This window comes from Wolbachia endosymbiont (group A) of Icerya purchasi (genome assembly GCF_947251635.1).
Lineage (GTDB): Bacteria > Pseudomonadota > Alphaproteobacteria > Rickettsiales > Anaplasmataceae > Wolbachia > Wolbachia pipientis.
On the sequence record NZ_OX366357.1, the window covers coordinates 973,987 to 993,833 of the forward strand.

Consider the following 19,847-nt stretch of genomic DNA (forward strand, 5'->3'; position numbering starts at 1 on the left):
AATGAGTCCTATACTTATATATTCTTATATCAGATAATATTTACAATGGGGTACTCATTATGGGAAGAGCAATAGGTATAGATCTCGGAACAACAAATTCTTGTGTTGCAATAATGCAGGGCAAAGACACAAAGGTAATAGAGAATAAAGAAGGAGCAAGAACTACTCCGTCTATAGTCGCATTCACTTCGTCAGGAGAAAAATTGATTGGTGCTCCAGCAAAAAGGCAAGCAACCACCAATGCAAGTAATACCTTTTTTGCTACTAAGAGATTAATAGGCCGTCAATACGGTGATTCTGAAATGAAAAATCTAAACGTGCCGTATAAAGTGTTTGCAGCAAAAAATGGTGATGCATGGGTTAAAACCACTGATAATAAAGAATACTCTCCTAGTCAAATTGGTGCATTTATATTACAAAACATGAAAGAAGCAGCAGAAGCTTATCTTGGAGAGGAAGTAAAAGATGCTGTGATAACAGTGCCAGCATACTTCAACGACTCTCAACGTCAAGCAACAAAAGATGCAGGAAAAATCGCCGGATTAAATGTACTCAGAATAGTAAATGAACCGACTGCCGCAGCGCTTGCTTATGGTCTTGATAAAAAACATGGACACACAATAGTGGTGTATGATCTTGGTGGTGGTACATTTGATGTTTCAATACTTGAAATAGGTGAAGGGGTTTTTGAAGTAAAGGCTACAAATGGTGACACTCATCTTGGAGGTGAAGACTTTGATAATGGAGTAATGAGTTATTTACTAGATAAATTCAAGAAAAGTAATGGCATTGATTTGAAAAATGATCCAATGGCTATGCAAAGAATCAAAGAAGCTGCTGAAAAAGCGAAAATTGAATTATCAAGTGCAATGGAAACGGAAATAAATCTACCGTTTATTACAGCTGATGCAAGTGGTCCAAAACACTTAAATATGAAATTAACGAGAGCAAAACTTGAAAGCTTAGTGAATGATTTAATCGAAAGAACTATGGCTCCTTGTAAAAAAGCTCTTGAGGATGCTGGTTTATCTGCTAGTCAAATTGGCGAAGTGGTTCTTGTTGGTGGCATGACTCGTATGCCAAAAGTCATAGAGAAAGTTAAAGAATTCTTTAGCAAAGATCCACATAGAGGAGTTAACCCTGATGAAGTTGTAGCAATTGGAGCTGCAATACAGGCGGGGATCATTCAAGGTGATGTAAGAGATGTGTTACTACTTGATGTGACCCCACTTTCTCTTGGTATTGAAACTCTAGGAGGATTATTCACTCCACTTATTGAGCGTAATACTACAATTCCTACTAAAAAATCTCAGGTGTTTTCAACTGCAGAAGATAACCAAACAGCTGTTACAATTAAGGTGCATCAGGGTGAAAGAAAACTGGCAGTTGATAATAAGCTACTCGGTCAGTTTACTTTGGAAGGGATACCTCCTGCTCCGCGCGGAAGGCCACAAATTGAAGTGACATTTGATATAGATGCAAATGGAATAGCACACGTTTCTGCAAAAGATAAAGCTACTGGAAAAGAGCAAAAAATACGCATTCAATCTTCAGGTGGTTTATCTGATGATGAAATAAATCGCATGGTAAAAGAAGCTGAAGAAAAAGCACAAGAAGATGAAAAGCGCAAAAAGTTTATTGAAGTGAAGAATCAAGCGGATAGCTTAGTCCATTCTACAGAAAAGTCTCTGACAGAGTATGGTGATAAAGTTTCACCAGAAGATAGATCTCCTATTGAAAATGCAGTTAACGAATTAAAAGAAGTTAGTAAATCTGATAACATTGATGACGCTGATTCAATACAGCAGAAAGTCACTAATCTTTCTCAATTATCTATGAAACTTGGAGAAGCTATGTATCAAACATCTCAACAAAATAGTGCTGAAAATGGCTTTTCATCAGAAGGAAATCCAAATGATAAAGAGGAAAAAGTAGTAGATTCTGATTATCAAGACATAGATAATAAAGAAGAGAATAAGTAATTGCGATTGTCATCCAAGTAGCTGATACTGGGATGACAAGATGAGCATATTGTTGCTTAAAGAAACCATTATGGATATTATTAAAACAATAGAAGAAAAGATACGCGATTCGATAGATGTAATTGATATCAACATTATCGATGAATCAGCAAAGCATGCTGATCATTATTTTGCTTCATCTTCAACATTACCTTCGCACATTAAATTAATATTAATATCTGACGGCTTTATTGGAATGAGCGTTCTAAAAAGACACAAGTTGATTTATGAGTTATTGAAGGGTGAGATAGAGCTAATACATGCAATTTCTCTTCACTTGTACACGCAAGATGAGTACAATTTAAAAAATAAATAATAAAAATGTGAAGGAAGAGTCTATATTAGTTAAAGCAGGAAGAAAATTTAATGACTATAAAGGTTCCATGAACCCGCCAGTTTATCATTCTTCTACCATATTATTTCCTACTTACAAGGACTACTTAAATGCAGCAAATGGAGAAAGTATATACGATGTAATCAACGATGGTGTTGCAAGGGATTATAGCTACAGTAATGTTGGTACTCCTACTGTTCATTATCTTTCAAATGCACTGGCTGAAATTGAAGGGAGTGGACAAGCGCTTATTTATCCTTCCGGACTATTTGCACTTACTTTTGCTATTCTAACTTTCGCTAAAGCAGGCTCGCACGTTTTAATTCAAGATAATAGTTATTATAGGCTTAGGAGGTTTGCAGAAAATGAGCTACCAAAAAGAGGAACAGAAGTAACTTTTTATGATCCAACACAGGATATAACTGATTTAATTCAGAGTAATACTTCATTGATAATGATCGAGACTCCTGGTTCTGTAACGTTTGAGATTTCAAATATAGAGCATATAGTAAAAGTTGCTAAGGAACATAAAATTGTGACCGTTTGTGACAATTCATGGGCCACTCCTTTGTTATTTAAGCCGCTTGATCATGGAGTTGATGTTGCACTATATGCGGTGACAAAGTATCTAGCCGGTCACTCAGATTTAGTGATGGGAGCTATGGTTGCTGAAGGTGAAACTTTTAAATTGCTTTATGAGAGCCATAAAAATTATGGGGTAACCATTCAATCGCACGACTGCTATCTTGCACATAGGGGACTAAGAACACTGCACACACGTATGAAAAGGCACCAAAATACAGCAATGGAAGTGGCAAAGTGGCTAGAAAAACATTTAAAAATCAAAAAAGTTTTGTACCCAGCACTTCCCTCCCATCCTCAACACGAATTATGGAAAAGTTACTTCAAAGGAGCAAGTAGCGTATTCAGTATAATACTGGATAGAGAATATTCATGTGAAGAACTAAGCTGCATGGTTGATCATATGAAAATTTTTAGTATTGGTGCTTCTTGGGGAGGGTGCGACAGTTTGATATTACCAATAGATCGTAGATCTATGTCAAGATCTGTAATGAATTCAGATTATGGTGGAAGTTTCATGCGGATATTTTGTGGACTAGAAGATTCTGAGGATTTGATCTCTGATTTAAATGCTGCACTAGCAAGACTGCCATGTTTGAATATCAAAGCTGGCAGATGAAACTGAGAGAATTACTGCATAACATTATTGATGTTAACTTTGATATTGAAATCAAGGGCGTTACATGTAATCCCAAGAGAGTCAAGGAAGGTTATCTTTTCGTTTGTATGTCTGATTACCTTTCGGTGTCATTCCAGCGCGTGACGCTGGAATCTAGAAAACCAGCATGTATCCAGATTTTTCCTATTGGATCCCAGCATCACGCACACGACTGTGTAGACGTTGTGATACAAGGAACCAAGAAAGATGTCATCCCAGTGCTTGACTACTTGGATCCAGAAAATTTAATTGTAAATGAACACACTAAGCAATTGTATAATAAAAACTGGATTCCAGTGTCACGCACTGGAATGACAGATACTTCGAGCTTTGCAGTGCTTGAACACCCAAACCCTCAAGAAATATACAGCGAAATAGTCAGCAGGTTTTATCAATTCAAACAGCCCAAATATGTTGCTGCTGTAACTGGTACAAATGGTAAAACTTCAGTAGTAGAATTTTGCCGCCAGATCTGGCAAAACTCTGGCTATAATGCTGCGTCTATTGGAACACTTGGAACATGCATCAATAATGGCAGACAAGGTAATAGCAACAGCCTTACCACTCCAGGTGCAGAAGACCTTTACGCAACATTGCGTGGTATAAGTGTAGAACACTTAGTGTTGGAATCATCAAGTCATGGGATTGATCAATACAGAATCCATGGATTAAAGTTGAGTGCTGCAGCTTTTACTAATTTCTCGCAAGATCATTTAGATTACCATAAAAATCTTGGTGAATATTTAGAAACTAAAAAAAGGCTGTTTTACGAGGTATTACCAGAAGGAAAAACAGCGATTTTAAATTCGGATATAGATGAATACGGCGCATTGCTTAAAATAGCTGAAAAACGCAGCAATAAAGTTGTGACTTATGGAAAAAAAGGCTCTGATATTACTTTATTAGAGCAAACATCAACCCCTAATGGTCAACATCTTACAGTAAAAATTGATAACCAAATTTACAATACATTTTTCCCAGTTTTAGGAAAATTTCAAGCATATAATCTGCTATGTGCAATTGGTATATCTGGATTAAATTACAGAGAAATATGCGTAGAAAAACTCGTTTCTCCACCAGGAAGAATGGAAAAAGTGAAACCTTTTGCATTTGTGGATTACGCACACACTCCAAGTGCGCTTAAACAAGCCCTATTATCTTTAAAATGGCACTTCAATAAAAAAATAATTCTAGTTTTTGGTTGTGGTGGAAATCGTGATCAAACGAAACGTTCAGAAATGGGCAAAATAGCACAAATGTATGCAGATAAAGTAATAATTACAGATGATAATCCGCGTGATGAAGATCCGGCAAAAATTCGCCACGATATTTTGCTACATTGCCCTGATGCACTGGAGATAGGAGGTAGGAGAGAAGCTATAGAGAAAGGCGTAGATATTGCCTATAACGAGGGTATGATTCTGCTAGTTGCAGGAAAGGGAAATGAGAAATTTCAAATTATAGGCAACTAAACTTTTGAATTTAGTGATGTTGAAGTTATTAAAAATCACGTTTTAACCTGCTGATTTTCGCAATGGGCTTACCTCCGCTAATGTGCGAATATTGAAGCAAAAGTGATGTCATCCCAGTGCTTGACACTGGGATGACACCCTCCTTGGCAAACAATGTTCGTACAGCTATGTGCGTGACGCTGGCGTTGGAATCTAGAAAAAAATAGATCCAAGTAGTCAAGCTACTTGGATGACACTGACTGCTAATTTTTTTATGCAAGAGGTCCAATCATTTACCGTTCTTGCAAGTGATAGCACTCTCACTTCTTTTGCACCGGAGTTTAAAATTTCCTGAGAGCAAGATCTTACAGTTGCTCCGGTTGTTACCACATCATCAACTAATATCACGATTTTATTTTTGATAATTTTCTTGTTGCTTGTTTTAAAAGCCTTCTTTAAGTTTTTTTCACGCTGTTTAAGTGAAAGACCAGCTTGAGGCGCAGTATGGCGAAGGCGTTTTATTGCAAATGGCGTATAGGATAAATTGGACAACTTACTCAATTCTTTTGCAAGCAGTGCTGCTTGATTATATTTACGTTTAAACAAGCGCATTTTATGTAACGGTATAGGAATTATGACCTCTGCGTTCTGAAATGTGTCCTGATTAGCTTGGTGTATCCACTTTGCATAGATTTTTACGTAATTCAAATTATCAAAAAATTTGAAATTTATAATCATGTTTCTACTATGTTGATCATAAGCAAAAACTGATCTTAATACTTTAAACGGTGGAGGATTGATGATGCACTTACCACACGTATAAATATTGTCTGAGATTACTACGCCACAAACATTGCAGTAATGCTTAGTTAGAAAATTGATTTTTTTGTTGCATTCACTACACAGATTAAGATTTTCATCAATGATACATTCGCAACTTACGCATACGCTTGGAAATATGAGATTTGTAGCTTTTTTTAGTAAGAGAAGGTTCACAACTCATTAAATATATTATAAAATAATTTATATAGTATAGCTAAAGTAACTTAAGCTTACACTCTTTCACTTTTTATTCCATTTCAATATAGTTCATGCTGCTGAAAAGCAGAACTTATAACTCAGTTTGTGGTATACCATTGACTGAAGTAGTCTTTGAATTATCCTTAGATAAAAATTGATGTTTTTCTGGCTTCTGTACTTCACTCAACTTACTTTGCACTTTGTCACAAGCCCACGCAAGTGGCGTTATGATTGACGCGGCAGTCCAAATGATAGCAGCGCAAGCATAACTTACATCTTATCAAATACTCTAGCTACTGCACTAGCACAATCTTGCCCCATTTCTAAAAATATGTTTGAATAATTAACGAATGATTTTGTATCCGTTTTAAAACAATAGTCCCCTGTTATTTTTGACAATAACTTGACTGGAAAGTATGACAAACATGCCACTATCAAAGATAAAGGTTGCAATGTGGCCCACGTATTCACATTTATCATTATCTTGATAATACTTGTTATAATCGTCTTTACTCTCAACTTCACAAATTACATCTTTTACAGGCCCTAATACATTATCAACATAATGCACAGATTTATAGAAACTATCTTCTGGAACTAGTGTGTAATTTTTTGCTCTCTTAGCAGGTACGATTCCATATTCAACGTACCTTCTAAAGTATCGATATACTGACATTACCCTCTCCAAATCATAAATATGCAACATAGTCAATAATGATTAAGAAATAGTTTATAATAAATATGTTTTAAGATACCTGCCTGTAACACTTTCTGGAATTTTCACCACTTCTTCTGGAGTTCCAGTAGCAATCACTTCTCCGCCTTTTATTCCGCCCTCTGGTCCGATGTCTATTATATAATCTGCAGTTTTTATAACGTGCAAATTGTGCTCGATAACTATAACAGTGTTTCCCAGATCGACTAATCTATGGAGTATTTTTAGTAAGTTATTTATATCTTCAAAGTGTAATCCAGTTGTTGGCTCATCAAGAATATACAATGTTCTTCCGGTAAATCGTTTTGATAGCTCCTTGGACAGCTTTATTCGTTGTGCTTCACCCCCAGACAACGTTGTTGACGACTGTCCGAGTTTTATATAGCCAAGCCCCACTTCCTGCAAAGAAATCAACTTTTCTTTTACCATTGGAAGGTTTTCAAAAAAATCACAAGCTTGATCTATCGTCATATCAAGGACATCAGAGATTGATTTTTCTTTATAAGTAACTTCCAATGTTTCCCGATTATACCTTCGCCCTTTACATTGCTCACACTTCACATAAACGTCCGGTAGAAAATGCATCTCTATCTTTAAGTGCCCATCACCTTTACAAGCCTCACACCTTCCCCCTCTGGTATTGAATGAAAACCGGCCTATATTATATCCCCTTGCTTTTGACTCCGAAAGACCTGCAAACCAATTTCTTATATGAGTGAACATACCAACATATGTTGCTGGATTTGATGCTGGAGTTCTACCAATTGGCGACTGATCAACTTCTATAATTTTATCTACGTATTCAAGACCTTCTATCTTATCGCATTGACCATACCTTGCAGACGAATGATGTATCTTATGTGCTGAATATTTATATAACGTTTCTATGACTAAACTTGATTTTCCCCCTCCTGATATTCCAGTAACACAAATAAGATTCCCTATAGGAAATTTAACGTTCACATTTTTTAAGTTATTTTCACATGCATTTATTACTTTTATGAACTGAGTTGCTTGCTTTCTTCTCCTTGGAATTAAAATTTTTTTCTCTCCACTCAAATATTGCCCTGTTATGCTCTCTGAATTTCTTTGCACCTGGTCTGGTGTTCCTTCTGCAACAGCTTTTCCACCATTTACGCCAGCTCCAGGACCAATATCAATCGCATAATCAGCAGCCATTATTGTATCTTCATCATGCTCAACAACGATTACAGTGTTACCCATGTCTCTCAAGTTTTTCAGTGTAGCAATTAACCGATCATTATCGCATTGATGAAGGCCGATCGAGGGTTCATCAAGCACATACAGCACTCCTGTTAAACCAGAGCCAATTTGCGAAGCAAGTCTGATCCTCTGGCTCTCACCGCCAGAGAGAGTGCTAGATTCTCGATCGAGCGTTAGGTAATTCAACCCTACATTCTTTAAAAATGCTAGTCTCTTGATTATTTCATTTAATATTTTACTTGAGATTTGCTTCTGTTGTTCTGTGAGCTTGTCTGGCAAATTTTCAAACCATTTAAGGGATTTATCGATGCTGAGCCCTGATATTTCACCTATATGTTTGCTATCAATTTTTACTGTAAGCGCTTCTTTTTTCAATCTATAGCCAGTACATTCTCTGCAGTGAGTGACAGAGCAACATCGCTCAACAAGTGTTTCATCATAATCCATCTGGTTCTCCAAGATACTGATCAAACCTTGAAATTTATTAGAGCCAAAGAGTATCATATCTTTTACTTCTTGATCTATGTTCTTCCACGGAATATCAAGGTTAAATTTGTAGTTTTCAGCCAGTGATAGAATTGCACTTTTTAGAAATCCATAACCTGTGTGCACTTGACGGAACATTGATCCCACTGGCTTTAAAGCACCCTCAGATATTGAAAGAGTTTCATCCGGTACTATTAGCTTTATATCAACACTTAGTTTTTTACCAAGCCCATTACACGAACCACATGCACCGTAAGGGCTGTTAAAAGAAAATAATCTTGGTTCTATTTCCTCAAGAGTGAAACCAGACTCGGGGCATGCAAAATTCTCTGAAAAAGTCAGAATTTGACCATTTTTATACTCGGAATTATGGTTGTCAGGTAGGTTTGCTATTTCTACATACATTAGACCATTACCAAGTTTTAGTGCGGATTCTATACTACTTGGCAGTCGATTTCCTATATCGCCCAATATTGATATTCTATCTGCAACCACAAAAACGTCGTGTTTCTTGTTCTTATCGAGTTTAGGCAAGTCATCTACATTGTACACTTCACCATCTATTTTGAACCTTACGTAACCTTGTCTTTTAATTTCCAATATCTCTTTAAGATGTTCTCCCTTTCTACCACGCACAACAGGGGCAAGTATATATATCTTAGTTTCTAAAGGTAACGCAATTATAGTATCTGCAATTTGAGACACCGTTTGTTTTGTTATTGGTAATCCAGTTGCAGGTGAATAAGGAACTCCTATTCGTGCATATACTAAGCGCAAGTAATCGTAAATTTCGGTAACAGTTCCAACTGTTGACCTTGGATTTTTTGAGATCGATTTCTGGTTGATAGATATTGCAGGAGAGAGACCTGTAATCGACTCAACATCTGGTTTATCCTGAATGTTGAGAAATTGACGCGCGTAAGCTGACAGGCTTTCAACGTACCGGCGTTGGCCTTCTGCATAAATCGTATCAAATGCGAGGCTAGACTTGCCAGAACCACTTAGCCCAGTTATAACAACTAGCTTATTTTTCGGTATATTGACGTCTACACCTTGCAGATTATGTTCCCTTGCGCCCTTAACTCTGATAAAATCGTCCATATTATACCATATAGCGTATTAACCATTATAGCCTCAAAATACGTGAATTTATAGTGATATATTGATTTTTTCAACTGTCACGGAAAATTAGGCAGCGTTTGATAAATCGTCATTCCGCTACTTGTTAGCGGCTGAGATACCGCGACGGTATGACGGTTAAGTAGGCCAGCACCCCATAAGTGTTGAAAGTAACACAAAAAAGACATAAAGAACTATTATTGCAAGAAAATGGAGGCAATAATGGATCAAATAGAAAGAGTACTAAATTTAATAAAAGATGAGGATTTAGAAAGGCTAGGAAAATTAAGTGAAGTAGATAAATGTAATACTAAATTGTTGGGCAAGATTATATTTAAAGGTCTAATGAAGTTAATATTAATGGGGCAAAAAACAAGCCTAAGAGCGCTAGAAATGGTAATAGACAGGTGTATAATGGATAAGAATAGCGATAAAAGTACAGTAACATACAGTGATTTGTCAAAAAGGTTAAAAGTTATAAATCCAGAATATTTTAAGGGAGTATATATTGATTTGATGAGCAAGATTAAAAAGCTATTACCCCAAAAAACATCAAATAACTTACATAAGTTTGATTCGACGATCATAAATTTATCGGGATATCTCATAAAAGATGGGCTAAAAATAGGCGGTAAAAGTAACGACAGTCAAGTTAAAGTGAGTGTAGGATTAAAGGATCAATTGCCGACAAGTATAAGATTTTGTAAAGGACAAGAAGAAAGTAGTGAAGATATGGCATTAGTGAGAGCAATTAATGAAGCTAAAGTTGAAAAAGAGGATATTTTATTATTTGATAGAGGAATCAGAAAAGTTGGAACTTTTGCCGAATTTGATGAAAAGGAGTACAAATTTATCACAAGAGTTAAAGTAGGAAGAAAACATGATGTTATAAGCAGGAACAAAGTTATAAGAGAACAAAAATCGGATGGATCAGAGATTTTAGAAGATATAATAGTTAATCTTTATCGTGCACGAGGTAAAGTGGCAGAAAAGCATGATCTACGGCTAATAAAAATCAGAAATAAAATTGGAGATGAAATATGGTTTTTGACAAACTTGTTTGAAATGCCAGCTTATGAAGTAACAGAGCTATATAGGCGCAGATGGATATAGAAGTGTTCTTTAAATTTATAAAGCAAAATCTTGGATATAAGCACTTTTTAAGCCATACTATGAATGGCATGAAGGTGTATATTTACATGATTATTATTACGGCTTTGTTATTTCTTGTTTATAAAATCAAAAATAATCTACATGGGTTCAAAATAGCATTACTGCAATTCACATTGGATCTAAATGACTCTTTTATACGTTCGATTGTTTTACTGTCGGGAGGTAATTTACATGCCGTTGATCATCTCATATCACGTTATTTTTGATACTTTCAACACTTATGCCCAGCACCCCTACAATGTCATCCCAGTGCTTGACACTGGGATCCAGGAAGTTTATTAAGTTAGCAAGCATAAAAGTAGCCGTTTTATGTTAAAATACAACGTTTTGATAATTATGAAAAAGCTGGATTCCAGACTGGAATGACACCATTTGTTGTAAACTCACTTCTTCTTGATTTGCAGAACAATAAAACAGTAAGCTAAAAGGGAACTTATTACTCAACAAAACAAGACTTAAAATTTTGTGCAATGCTATTGATTATAGCTAGATATGCATCTTTTCCAGGCTCTATGTCTGATCCAATAGGATCAAGAACTACCATTTTTGCGTCATTAGAAAGGGCGTTAGGCTTTATGCTATCTTCCTGTGAATGAGCAAATATACATTTAACGTTTTCTTCCTTCATTATCTTTTTTAGCTTCATTAAACTCTTCATACCTATGTAAGAATCCTCTTCTAGAGAAAGAATGGCACTTGGGTGATTTAAACCAAAATATTTTTCAAAATATTGATAAGCATCGTGAGTGACGATATATTTTTGATTTTTAAAATCATTCAGTTCTTTCATGATTTCTTTTACTTCTCGGTCTATTTTTTTTATAGCTTTTGTTGCATTAGAGTTGTATCGATGGGAATTTTCTTTATCTATGTTAGACAATGTTGCACTTACAGAAAGTATCATGCTCTTTGCATTTTCGGGACTCAGCCAAATGTGTAAATCTTTTTCATCTTTAATGTGAGTAATTTTTCTAGAAAATGAATGTGGCCGAGTAGGAAGTAGGTTGATTGCCTTTGACAATTGCACTAGTTCTTTATTATTTTTGGCGAAAATTTGAACAAACGTCTCTAAGTTATCGTCAACATAAAATATAACGTCACTTGATTCTAAATTACTCGCATCAGATGGCTTTAATATATAATTATGCGCAGATGTTGCATAGCCAAGCAATTCCGGTTCTAAAATCCCTTCTGTAATAGAAGCTACAAGTGAGTGGATAGGTTTGATTGTAGCTACAACTTTTAAATTGGATGAAAAGGCGATATTATAGTATAGTGTAAATGAAAGTAATAGAAAAAAAGTCAGTAAATGTCTCATATAAACGTTGAGAAGAAGTTAAATTTTGTCAATAAATTGAATAATGTCAATAATCGTGTTCTAAAAATAGAAAATCTTGCTCTCACATATGATGGTAAAAGAATCCTTGACAATATCAATATGTTCATAGAAAGAGGAGACATAATTACAATACTTGGTCCAAATGGTGGAGGTAAAACCTCTTTAGTGAAAGCAATTGCTGGCATAAATAAAAGCTGTACCGGTAATATCGTATTTGCTGACAACATAAAAATTGGCTATATGCCGCAAAATTTTAGTATTAGTAATTTGATGCCAATAACAGTTGAATATTTTCTTTTAAATAGCTCCTTGAAAAGACTAAAGAAAAATCAATCCATTATTACAGAAACGATAGAGTTGGCTGGTATCGGTAACATTTTGAAAAATCAAGTATTAGAAATTTCTGCAGGGCAAACACAATTATTACTGCTTGCACGTTGTTTAATTGCAGAGCCTGACTTGATCATTCTAGATGAGCCAGTTAGTGCAATGGATATTAATGCACGGGCTAAGTTCTATGATATTATAAGCAAAATAGCAAAAAACCGATTAGTGTCGATTCTTATGACTTCTCATGATCTTAACTCTGCTCTACCATGCTCAGATTACATAATTTGTATAAATAATACTGTCTACTGCCAAGGTAAGCCTGGTGAGATTATGAAGGATAAAACCCTAAATGAAATATTTAGCAGTTACGCAGCGAAATGATTCAAAATATTTTGCGTCTTCTGCACATAACTACAGTGCTGACGCGTTACAATATATTACCTTATTTACTTCCACCATCAAAGAAATCAATAAATAAGATACAAGGCCATAAACTAAAGCGTGCTCTTGAAAAATTAGGTCCGGTGTTCATTAAGTTTGGGCAGTCTATCTCATCACGTACTGATGTTTTAAATGAGGATATAACAAATAACTTGTTATTGATATGTGATAGATTGCCATCGTTTTCACATAAAATAGCAGTTAAAACTATAGAAAGTGAGTTTAATTGTAAATTGAGCGACATTTTTTCAAGCTTTTCTGAAAAGCCAATTGCAGCAGCATCGATTTCTCAGGTGCATAGAGCGGTTACAACTGAGGGTAAAGAAGTTGCTGTGAAGGTTTTAAGGCCAAATATTGAGAAAACATTCTCAAGGGATATAAAGATGCTTTCTTGGCTTGCGGAAATTGCAGAAAAATTTAGCGAACAATCAAAAAGGCTGAAGCCGATTGAATTAGTCAAAACTTTTGCTGAAATTTGCCGATTAGAGTTAGATCTACGTTTTGAAGCTGCTCACTCTTCGGAACTAAAGGAAAACACAAAAAATGACAGAGGTTTTTACGTACCTGAAGTAGATTGGAATAGAACTTCGAAAAAGGTTTTAACATTAGAATGGATAGAAGCAACGCCAATATACGAAATTGAAAAACTGAATAATCATAAGCAAATAGCTATCAACCTTATAGAATCGTTTTGTAATCAGGTATACAGGGATTGTTTTTTTCATGCTGATATGCATCCTGGAAATCTAATGGTTGATAGTAATAACAATATTATTGCCCTGGATTGTGGAATCATGGGTAGAATAGATCGTGAGACATGCTATTACGTTATAGAGATACTCAAAGGCTTTTTAAATCGGGATTATGATCACGTTGCAAAAATGCATTTTAGGGCTGGTTATGTTTCATCACAGCATAGAAATTTTGTCACAGCTTGCAGGGCAATAGGTGAACCCATTATTGGGCAGCCTATACAGAAGATTTCATTTGCTAGTTTACTTGCTCAGCTATTAAAAATAACTGGTGATTTTGATATGAAAGTTCAAACACAATTGTTATTGCTGCAGAAAACTATGATTTTACTGGAAGGGACATGTAGAAAGATCTACTCAGAAATCAATATGTGGAAAGTAGTTGAAGCGTGGATAAGCAGTCAACATGAAAATAAAATAGGGTATAGGGAAAAAATTAGAAGTTCTTATCCCATAAAAACAATCCAAGGAATATTTAGCCTTATAGAAAAATTGAACCTAATAGCTGATAAAAAATTAGAAAACATCCAAATTAAAAATAAATCAAATGGAAAAGTCTATTTTTTGCTGTGGTCTGTAATTATAATTCTAATTGTTAAATTTTTAATTTCTTAAACTGTGGGAAAAAACTGCGTCAAATCCAATTTTTATTCAACTTAATTTTTAATCTGCAGGAGCCGAGTTGAGAATGTCCAATTTTCCACTTTCTTTATGTATCTGTTCAGCAGAGTGGCAAAATAAGGTAGACGAGAAAAGACAACTATAGGAACAAATGGGTGTCATGCCAGTGCGTGACACTGGCCTCTTGTTTCAATGTTAAACAAAACACCATAGAATTCAAAAAGACAATTCCTAGAAAATTTCTACATCCAAAAAAGGCATAAGTTATGTTAATGCTGTTTGAATGAGATGATATAAAGATAAGCCAAATTTTTACAAAGAAAACATTTCAAACGCAAATTCTGGATTAAGGAAGGAAGTATAGGAAATAGAAGGCTTTTTGGATTTGATGGAATAGGAGATGAGAGTAGAAAAGATATGAACCAAGAAATCAACAGGGGATCTATGGCGAGTGTGTTCAATTTCTAGTCTATTTTTTAGGTAACCAAAAACAGTCTCAATGATAGACCTTTTTCTCAGTAAAATCTTCTCATTTAGCGAAATTAATGTATTTTTCATACCTTTTTTCACCTTGGTAACAAGTTTCAAACCTCGGTCAAACAGCTTCTGAAAAAGCTCTTTTGCAATATAACCTTTGTCACCAAACAAAAGGCCGGTTAATTTTTCCGTCAAATTTGGCACAGGTATCCTATCATCAACATTGCCTTTTGTTAGCGTAAGTGCATGAATTTCACCATTTTCATTGATTACCATATGTAATTTGAAACCAAAAAACCAGCCGTAAGTACTCTTGCTTAATTTTGCAATTCCAGCAAAAACTTTGTTTTTGGATATTCTTTTTGCATGACAAACTGCAATGGGAGTTGTGTCTATATATGAAATTCCAGTGTTTTCTGACTGTCCACAAAGCCAATGCAACAACATTGCTAAATGCCACAAAACCCTAGGCTTTAGAGCAACAAACCTGGTATATGAAGGCAACTTTGGAAACTCTGATTTGTAGAGCAACGTTAGGTAATGTAGATAGAAAGTTTTGAAATTTTTACACGGAGATTGTTGATATAGCAGGATTATTGTCATGATTTCAGAGTGCTCAATTTCCGTTGTTCTTGTGGGTTTTTTACCATTTGGCAGTAGTTTGCCTGCAAAATTTTTCTCTATATCTCTGCAAAAATCATCGACCAAACAAAACAGTTTTGTTATGTCTTCCATGGGTAACCTCATCTATTTTTTTATAATTGCTGAGTTTACCCTGTTTTCTGCCTTTTCTATTCTCCTTTAATCCAGAATTCGCGTTATTAGTATTTTGTAGGTTTATGATAAAGAGCAGAGATATTATAGAGCACATCCACACCAAAATTGACAAATTTACGTGTATCACCAGCGCATTATCAAAAATATATTGTGCAAAAGGAACAAGAGAGGAGATAAAAGGCAATCGTAGAAAAATAACAATTATCGACAACAATCCAGAGCAAGCAAGGGCACATACTGCTAAGAATATCCATCTTTTACAAAGTGAAGTATTGTCTTGTATGTTAAGCACAATCTTTTTTCTCAATTTTGTTCAATACAATATATAACACTGCAATAATACCTAAAACATAGCAATAGTATACGTGTGGTACGACTGCCAAAGGTGAAACTCCAGCAATAGTGCTAGCCAAAAGCAATTGAGCGCCATACGGTATTAATCCCTGAAATACACAAGAAAATATGCTTAGCCATGCTGCACTATAGTGAGGCGGTATTTCATATTTCTTAGCAATATCTCTAGCAATTTCACCACTAAAAATTATAGCGATGGTATTATTTGCAAGTAAAATATCAAATATACTGACTATTTTTGCAATAAATAACTGCGCTGTTTTTTGTCCACCACGTTGTATCATAACCCAAGATGAAAGTTTATCTGCAAACTCCTTAGAATTTTTACCTACCAGTCCTGAAAGCCCGCCAACCATCAATGACAGTAGCATAATTTCATGCATACTCATAAACCCCTTAGTGATGTTTTGGCTTAAAAACAATAAACCATAATTGTTGTTATTTATAAATCCAATGATTCCAGCAAAAGTTACGCTTAAAACCAATGCCGTAAATACATTGATTCCAAAGTTTGCAAGCAATATAAGTATGATGTAAGGAGTCACAAGCAATAAAGAGTACTCCTTAACTGCAATAGCAGCACTATTGTTTGAGCTATAAAATAATATAATTATTGTGAATATAGAAGCAATTAGTGCCACTTTTGCATTCAGTTTTAATTTTTTCTTTATATCAGCCTTTTGAGACATCACAGATGCAATTGTAGTATCAGAGATAATAGATAAATTGTCACCAAACATTGCTCCTCCTACAACGGTTGCCACTCCTAAGGAAGGAGAAATCCCAGCTTGTGTCAGTTCAACTGTAATAGGAGCAATTGTTGCAATGGTGCCCATTGATGTACCAATAGCAGTGGAGATGAAAGCTGCTACAAAAAATAATCCTATGAGTAAAAATCGTGTTGATATAAATGAAAGAGCCAAATTAACTGTGGCATCAGCACTACCGATTGCTTTAGTTACTTCACTGAATGCACCTGCAAGTAAAAAAATTATGCACATAGTGATAATATTACGATCTCTTACCCCATCTAGAAAGGCATACATTTTTTCTTCAGTATTGCCCTTGTATAAAACCCAACCCAGAGCTATGGCAGGAACAATGGCTACCAGTGGAGATAACTGATAAAAAGCATTTGACACGCCAAGAATAGTAAAATATATACCACTTCCTACAAAAAGAAATAAGAACAGTAAAATAGGCAAAAAATTTGCAAGATAAAACGTACCTCAGCTCTGATAAACGCAAATCAACTATGATATAATTTATATTATTATAAACCACAGTTAGCACCTTGACCAATGTTTTTCTAGAAAGCAATCTACCAGAAAAGGTTTTCATGAAAAGGACTATTATAATATATCATCCACTTGAATAAAACTGGGAGATAGAATAAGTAAAAAATATGAATGACATAACAACAAAGCAGGTTATATCCTTATGGAATGCACAAATTGGTGGATTTTTGCCGGATAAAAGAGAAATGGAGATTGATAATATTTTTTTAATCTAATGCTTCAATGTTTCCGACATAGGAAAAGTATCATCTTTACTTTCTATAGAGGAAGGCACACTATTTTGATTATCATCACCATCAATTGGAGTAGTAGGGTGCATTAAAGCAACTTTCATAACTTCATCAATATTCTTAGCAAAAACTACGTTGATCCCCTCTTTGATGCTTGCCGGAATCTCTTGCATATCTTTCTCATTTTCACTTGGTATAATCACAGTTTTGATTGATCCTCTGAGCGCTGCAAGCAATTTTTCTCTTAAGCCCCCAATAGCTAAAACTCTACCACGCAATGTCACTTCGCCTGTCATAGCAACATTTTTGTTAACTGGTATATTCGTCATAAGAGAAACAATAGACGTACATACCGCGCCGCCAGCAGAAGGGCCATCTTTTGGTACCGCACCCTCAGGTACATGCAAATGTATATCATTATTTTGGAATTTTTCGGGCTTTATACCAAAAAACAAACAATTTGATCGAATATAACTATACGCAGCTTTTATAGATTCTTGCATAACCTCTCCAAGCTTTCCTGTGTATTTTATTTCTCCCTTGCCCGGAATTAGGACTGATTCTATCATCAAAATATCACCACCTGTTTCAGTATAGGCGAGCCCAGTTACTATTCCTACTAAACTCTCATTTTCCGCAATGCCAAAGGTATATTTACGTACCCCTAAATAATCTTGTAAATTGTCAACTCCTACGGATATTTTCTTATTTTTATCGGTCAATATTTCTTTAACTGCCTTTCTCATGAGCTTTGCAAGCTCCCTTTCCATACTCCGCACACCACTTTCACGTGTATATAAACGTATCAACTCGTATAACGCCTCATTAGTTATGTCCCATTCCTTCTGATACAAACCATGCTCCTTCTTTAACTTCGGAATAAGGTGGTGTGTAGCAATACTGATTTTTTCATTTTCAGTATACCCGGACAATTGTATAATTTCCATCCTATCACGCAAAGGATGTGGTAAATTTAAGCTGTTTGCCGTAGCTACAAACATTACACTTGAAAGATCAAACTCAACTTCCAAGTAATGATCCGTAAAGTGTTTATTGTGCTCAGTATCTAAAACCTCAAGTAATGCAGATGCAGGATCGCCACGCGAATCAGAACCCATCTTATCTATTTCATCAAGCAGAAAAAGCGGGTTGCATGAATTAACTTTTTTCATGTGTTGAATGATTTTACCAGGCATTGAGCCAATATAAGTTTTCCTATGCCCTCGTATCTCAGACTCATCACGCACACCACCAAGAGCTATGCGAACAAAATCTCTTCCTACTGCTCTTGCCATAGACTTAGCTAAAGAAGTTTTACCAACACCTGGCGGTCCAACTAAGCAAAGTATAGGACCTTTTATCTCTTTTACTCTTTTTAATACCGCTAAAAATTCTATTATTCTATCTTTTACTTTCTCTATGCCATAATGATTTTCATCTAAGATTTTTTTAGCTGCATTTAAGTTAATTTTTGCATCTTTGTACTTTCCCCACGGCAAATCAAGTAACCAATGCAAGTAACTAGATATAACTGTAGCCTCAGGAGAAATGGGATTCATTTTCTTGTATCTCTTCAAATCAGTTATAGCTTTCTCTCTTGCTTCCTGAGAAAGCTTTGTTTCATTTATCTTTTTTTTAAATTCATTGAGTATATTCCCTTCATCACCATTCTCAAATTCACCTAATTCTTTCTGTATAGCTTTCAATTGCTCGTTAAGGTAGTAAACTTTCTGAGTGCTTTCAACTTGCGATTTAATTGTCTTATATAAACGGTTTTGTGCGTTCAAAATACTCATTTCTCTCTCAATAAAAGCAAAAGCTTTTTTTAAACGCTCTTCTGGGTCATAAGCCTCAAGTATACTTTGTTTATCTGATACTTTTATATTTAAATGTGAAGCTACCGTGTCTACAAGTTGATCAACTTCTTTGATTTGATCAATGGAGTTAATGGCAACCTCGGGCTGATTTTTCTTGTTTAGCTTACACCAGCTATCGAACGCGTCTACAACAGACCGCCTTAAAGCCTCTAAATCAATATTGCCTTCATCTTCTTCATATTCATAATGACTGTCTAACTCTACCCTGGCTTGTAATAAAGTATGAGAGCTAATATATTCTACAACCCTTCCCCTTCTTATCCCCCGGATTATAACTTTTACTGCATTGTCAGGTAATTTTATTAACGGTTGTACAATGCTTGCTAACACACCTACTTCATAAAGATCTTCAGGCTCTGGATTATCAACAGAGCCATCTTTCTGTGCTACAAGAAAAATCTCATTTTGGTGATTACTACTACTTATTGCATACTCTAGTGCATTAACAGATTTTTCTCTGCCTATGAATAAAGGCACCATTATATTTGGAAAAATTACTACATCTCTTAAAGGTAATACTGACAATGCAGCAAAACCAGAGCTCACAGTACATTCAATGTTCACAATA

General features: G+C 35.3%; 14 protein-coding genes and 1 pseudogene. 7 read left to right on the top strand and 8 right to left on the bottom strand.

What is annotated here, in order from left to right:
- The first annotated feature begins 59 nt into the window (after window positions 1-59).
- From dnaK to OPR17_RS05155, 4 genes and pseudogenes are all read left to right on the top strand, one after another.
- The gene (gene dnaK / locus OPR17_RS05140) at window positions 60-1,982 is read left to right on the top strand and encodes a molecular chaperone DnaK (protein ID WP_265021385.1); all 1,923 of its coding nucleotides are present in this window, start codon (window positions 60-62) and stop codon (window positions 1,980-1,982) included.
- 70 nt (window positions 1,983-2,052) lie between these two features.
- Entirely contained in the window at window positions 2,053-2,337 is a 285-nt protein-coding gene (locus tag OPR17_RS05145; RefSeq protein ID WP_077188332.1) for a BolA family protein, read from the top strand.
- Between the two features lie 7 nt (window positions 2,338-2,344).
- A pseudogene (gene metC / locus OPR17_RS05150) lies at window positions 2,345-3,578 on the top strand (cystathionine beta-lyase).
- Window positions 3,553-5,067 (top strand): Mur ligase family protein, encoded by a 1,515-nt coding sequence (locus OPR17_RS05155; protein ID WP_265022177.1) that lies wholly within the window; start codon window positions 3,553-3,555, stop codon window positions 5,065-5,067. Before metC ends, OPR17_RS05155 begins: the two are co-directional and overlap by 26 nt.
- Window positions 5,068-5,283: 216 nt before the next feature.
- On the opposite strand, the gene OPR17_RS05160 is transcribed toward OPR17_RS05155, so the two are convergent.
- The 3 genes from OPR17_RS05160 to uvrA form a co-directional block, all read right to left on the bottom strand.
- Window positions 5,284-6,042 (bottom strand): ComF family protein, encoded by a 759-nt coding sequence (locus OPR17_RS05160; protein WP_265021387.1) that lies wholly within the window; start codon window positions 6,040-6,042, stop codon window positions 5,284-5,286.
- 391 nt (window positions 6,043-6,433) lie between these two features.
- The gene (locus tag OPR17_RS05165; protein ID WP_265021388.1) at window positions 6,434-6,742 is read right to left on the bottom strand and encodes a hypothetical protein; all 309 of its coding nucleotides are present in this window, start codon (window positions 6,740-6,742) and stop codon (window positions 6,434-6,436) included.
- Window positions 6,743-6,796: 54 nt separating this feature from the next.
- Window positions 6,797-9,592: an excinuclease ABC subunit UvrA gene (gene uvrA / locus OPR17_RS05170; RefSeq protein ID WP_265021389.1), complete on the bottom strand. Its 2,796-nt coding sequence runs from the start codon at window positions 9,590-9,592 to the stop codon at window positions 6,797-6,799.
- 228 nt (window positions 9,593-9,820) lie between these two features.
- Between uvrA and OPR17_RS05175 the strand changes: the two genes are divergently transcribed.
- Complete coding sequence (locus tag OPR17_RS05175; protein WP_265021314.1) at window positions 9,821-10,723, top strand: transposase; 903 nt, start codon at window positions 9,821-9,823, stop codon at window positions 10,721-10,723.
- A 496-nt stretch (window positions 10,724-11,219) separates the two neighbouring features.
- Here OPR17_RS05175 and OPR17_RS05180 read toward each other — a convergent pair whose 3' ends face one another.
- A complete protein-coding gene (locus OPR17_RS05180) occupies window positions 11,220-12,101 on the bottom strand; it encodes a zinc ABC transporter substrate-binding protein (RefSeq protein ID WP_265021390.1) in 882 nt (293 codons plus the stop codon).
- Between OPR17_RS05180 and OPR17_RS05185 the strand changes: the two genes are divergently transcribed.
- On the top strand, window positions 12,093-12,833 hold the full coding sequence (locus OPR17_RS05185) for a metal ABC transporter ATP-binding protein (RefSeq protein ID WP_265021391.1): 741 nt from the start codon (window positions 12,093-12,095) through the stop codon (window positions 12,831-12,833). The two genes, OPR17_RS05180 and OPR17_RS05185, sit on opposite strands and share 9 nt — an antisense overlap.
- A complete protein-coding gene (ubiB, locus tag OPR17_RS05190; protein ID WP_265021392.1) occupies window positions 12,830-14,260 on the top strand; it encodes a 2-polyprenylphenol 6-hydroxylase in 1,431 nt (476 codons plus the stop codon). The genes OPR17_RS05185 and ubiB overlap by 4 nt, the downstream gene beginning before the upstream one ends.
- Window positions 14,261-14,578: 318 nt before the next feature.
- On the opposite strand, the gene OPR17_RS05195 is transcribed toward ubiB, so the two are convergent.
- The 4 genes from OPR17_RS05195 to lon all read right to left on the bottom strand — a co-directional run bounded on the left by OPR17_RS05195 (window position 14,579) and on the right by lon (window position 19,843).
- Window positions 14,579-15,478 carry an IS982 family transposase gene (locus OPR17_RS05195; RefSeq protein WP_265021393.1) on the bottom strand — a complete coding sequence of 300 codons (900 nt, stop codon included), beginning with the start codon at window positions 15,476-15,478 and terminating at the stop codon, window positions 14,579-14,581.
- Window positions 15,441-15,614 (bottom strand): hypothetical protein, encoded by a 174-nt coding sequence (locus OPR17_RS05200; RefSeq protein WP_265021394.1) that lies wholly within the window; start codon window positions 15,612-15,614, stop codon window positions 15,441-15,443. Before OPR17_RS05200 ends, OPR17_RS05195 begins: the two co-directional genes overlap by 38 nt.
- A 190-nt stretch (window positions 15,615-15,804) precedes the next feature.
- A complete protein-coding gene (locus OPR17_RS05205; protein ID WP_265021395.1) occupies window positions 15,805-17,079 on the bottom strand; it encodes a Na+/H+ antiporter NhaC family protein in 1,275 nt (424 codons plus the stop codon).
- Between the two features lie 304 nt (window positions 17,080-17,383).
- Window positions 17,384-19,843, bottom strand: a complete 2,460-nt coding sequence (gene lon, locus OPR17_RS05210) for an endopeptidase La (RefSeq protein ID WP_265021396.1) — start codon at window positions 19,841-19,843, stop codon at window positions 17,384-17,386.
- Between the last annotated feature and the right edge of the window lie 4 nt (window positions 19,844-19,847).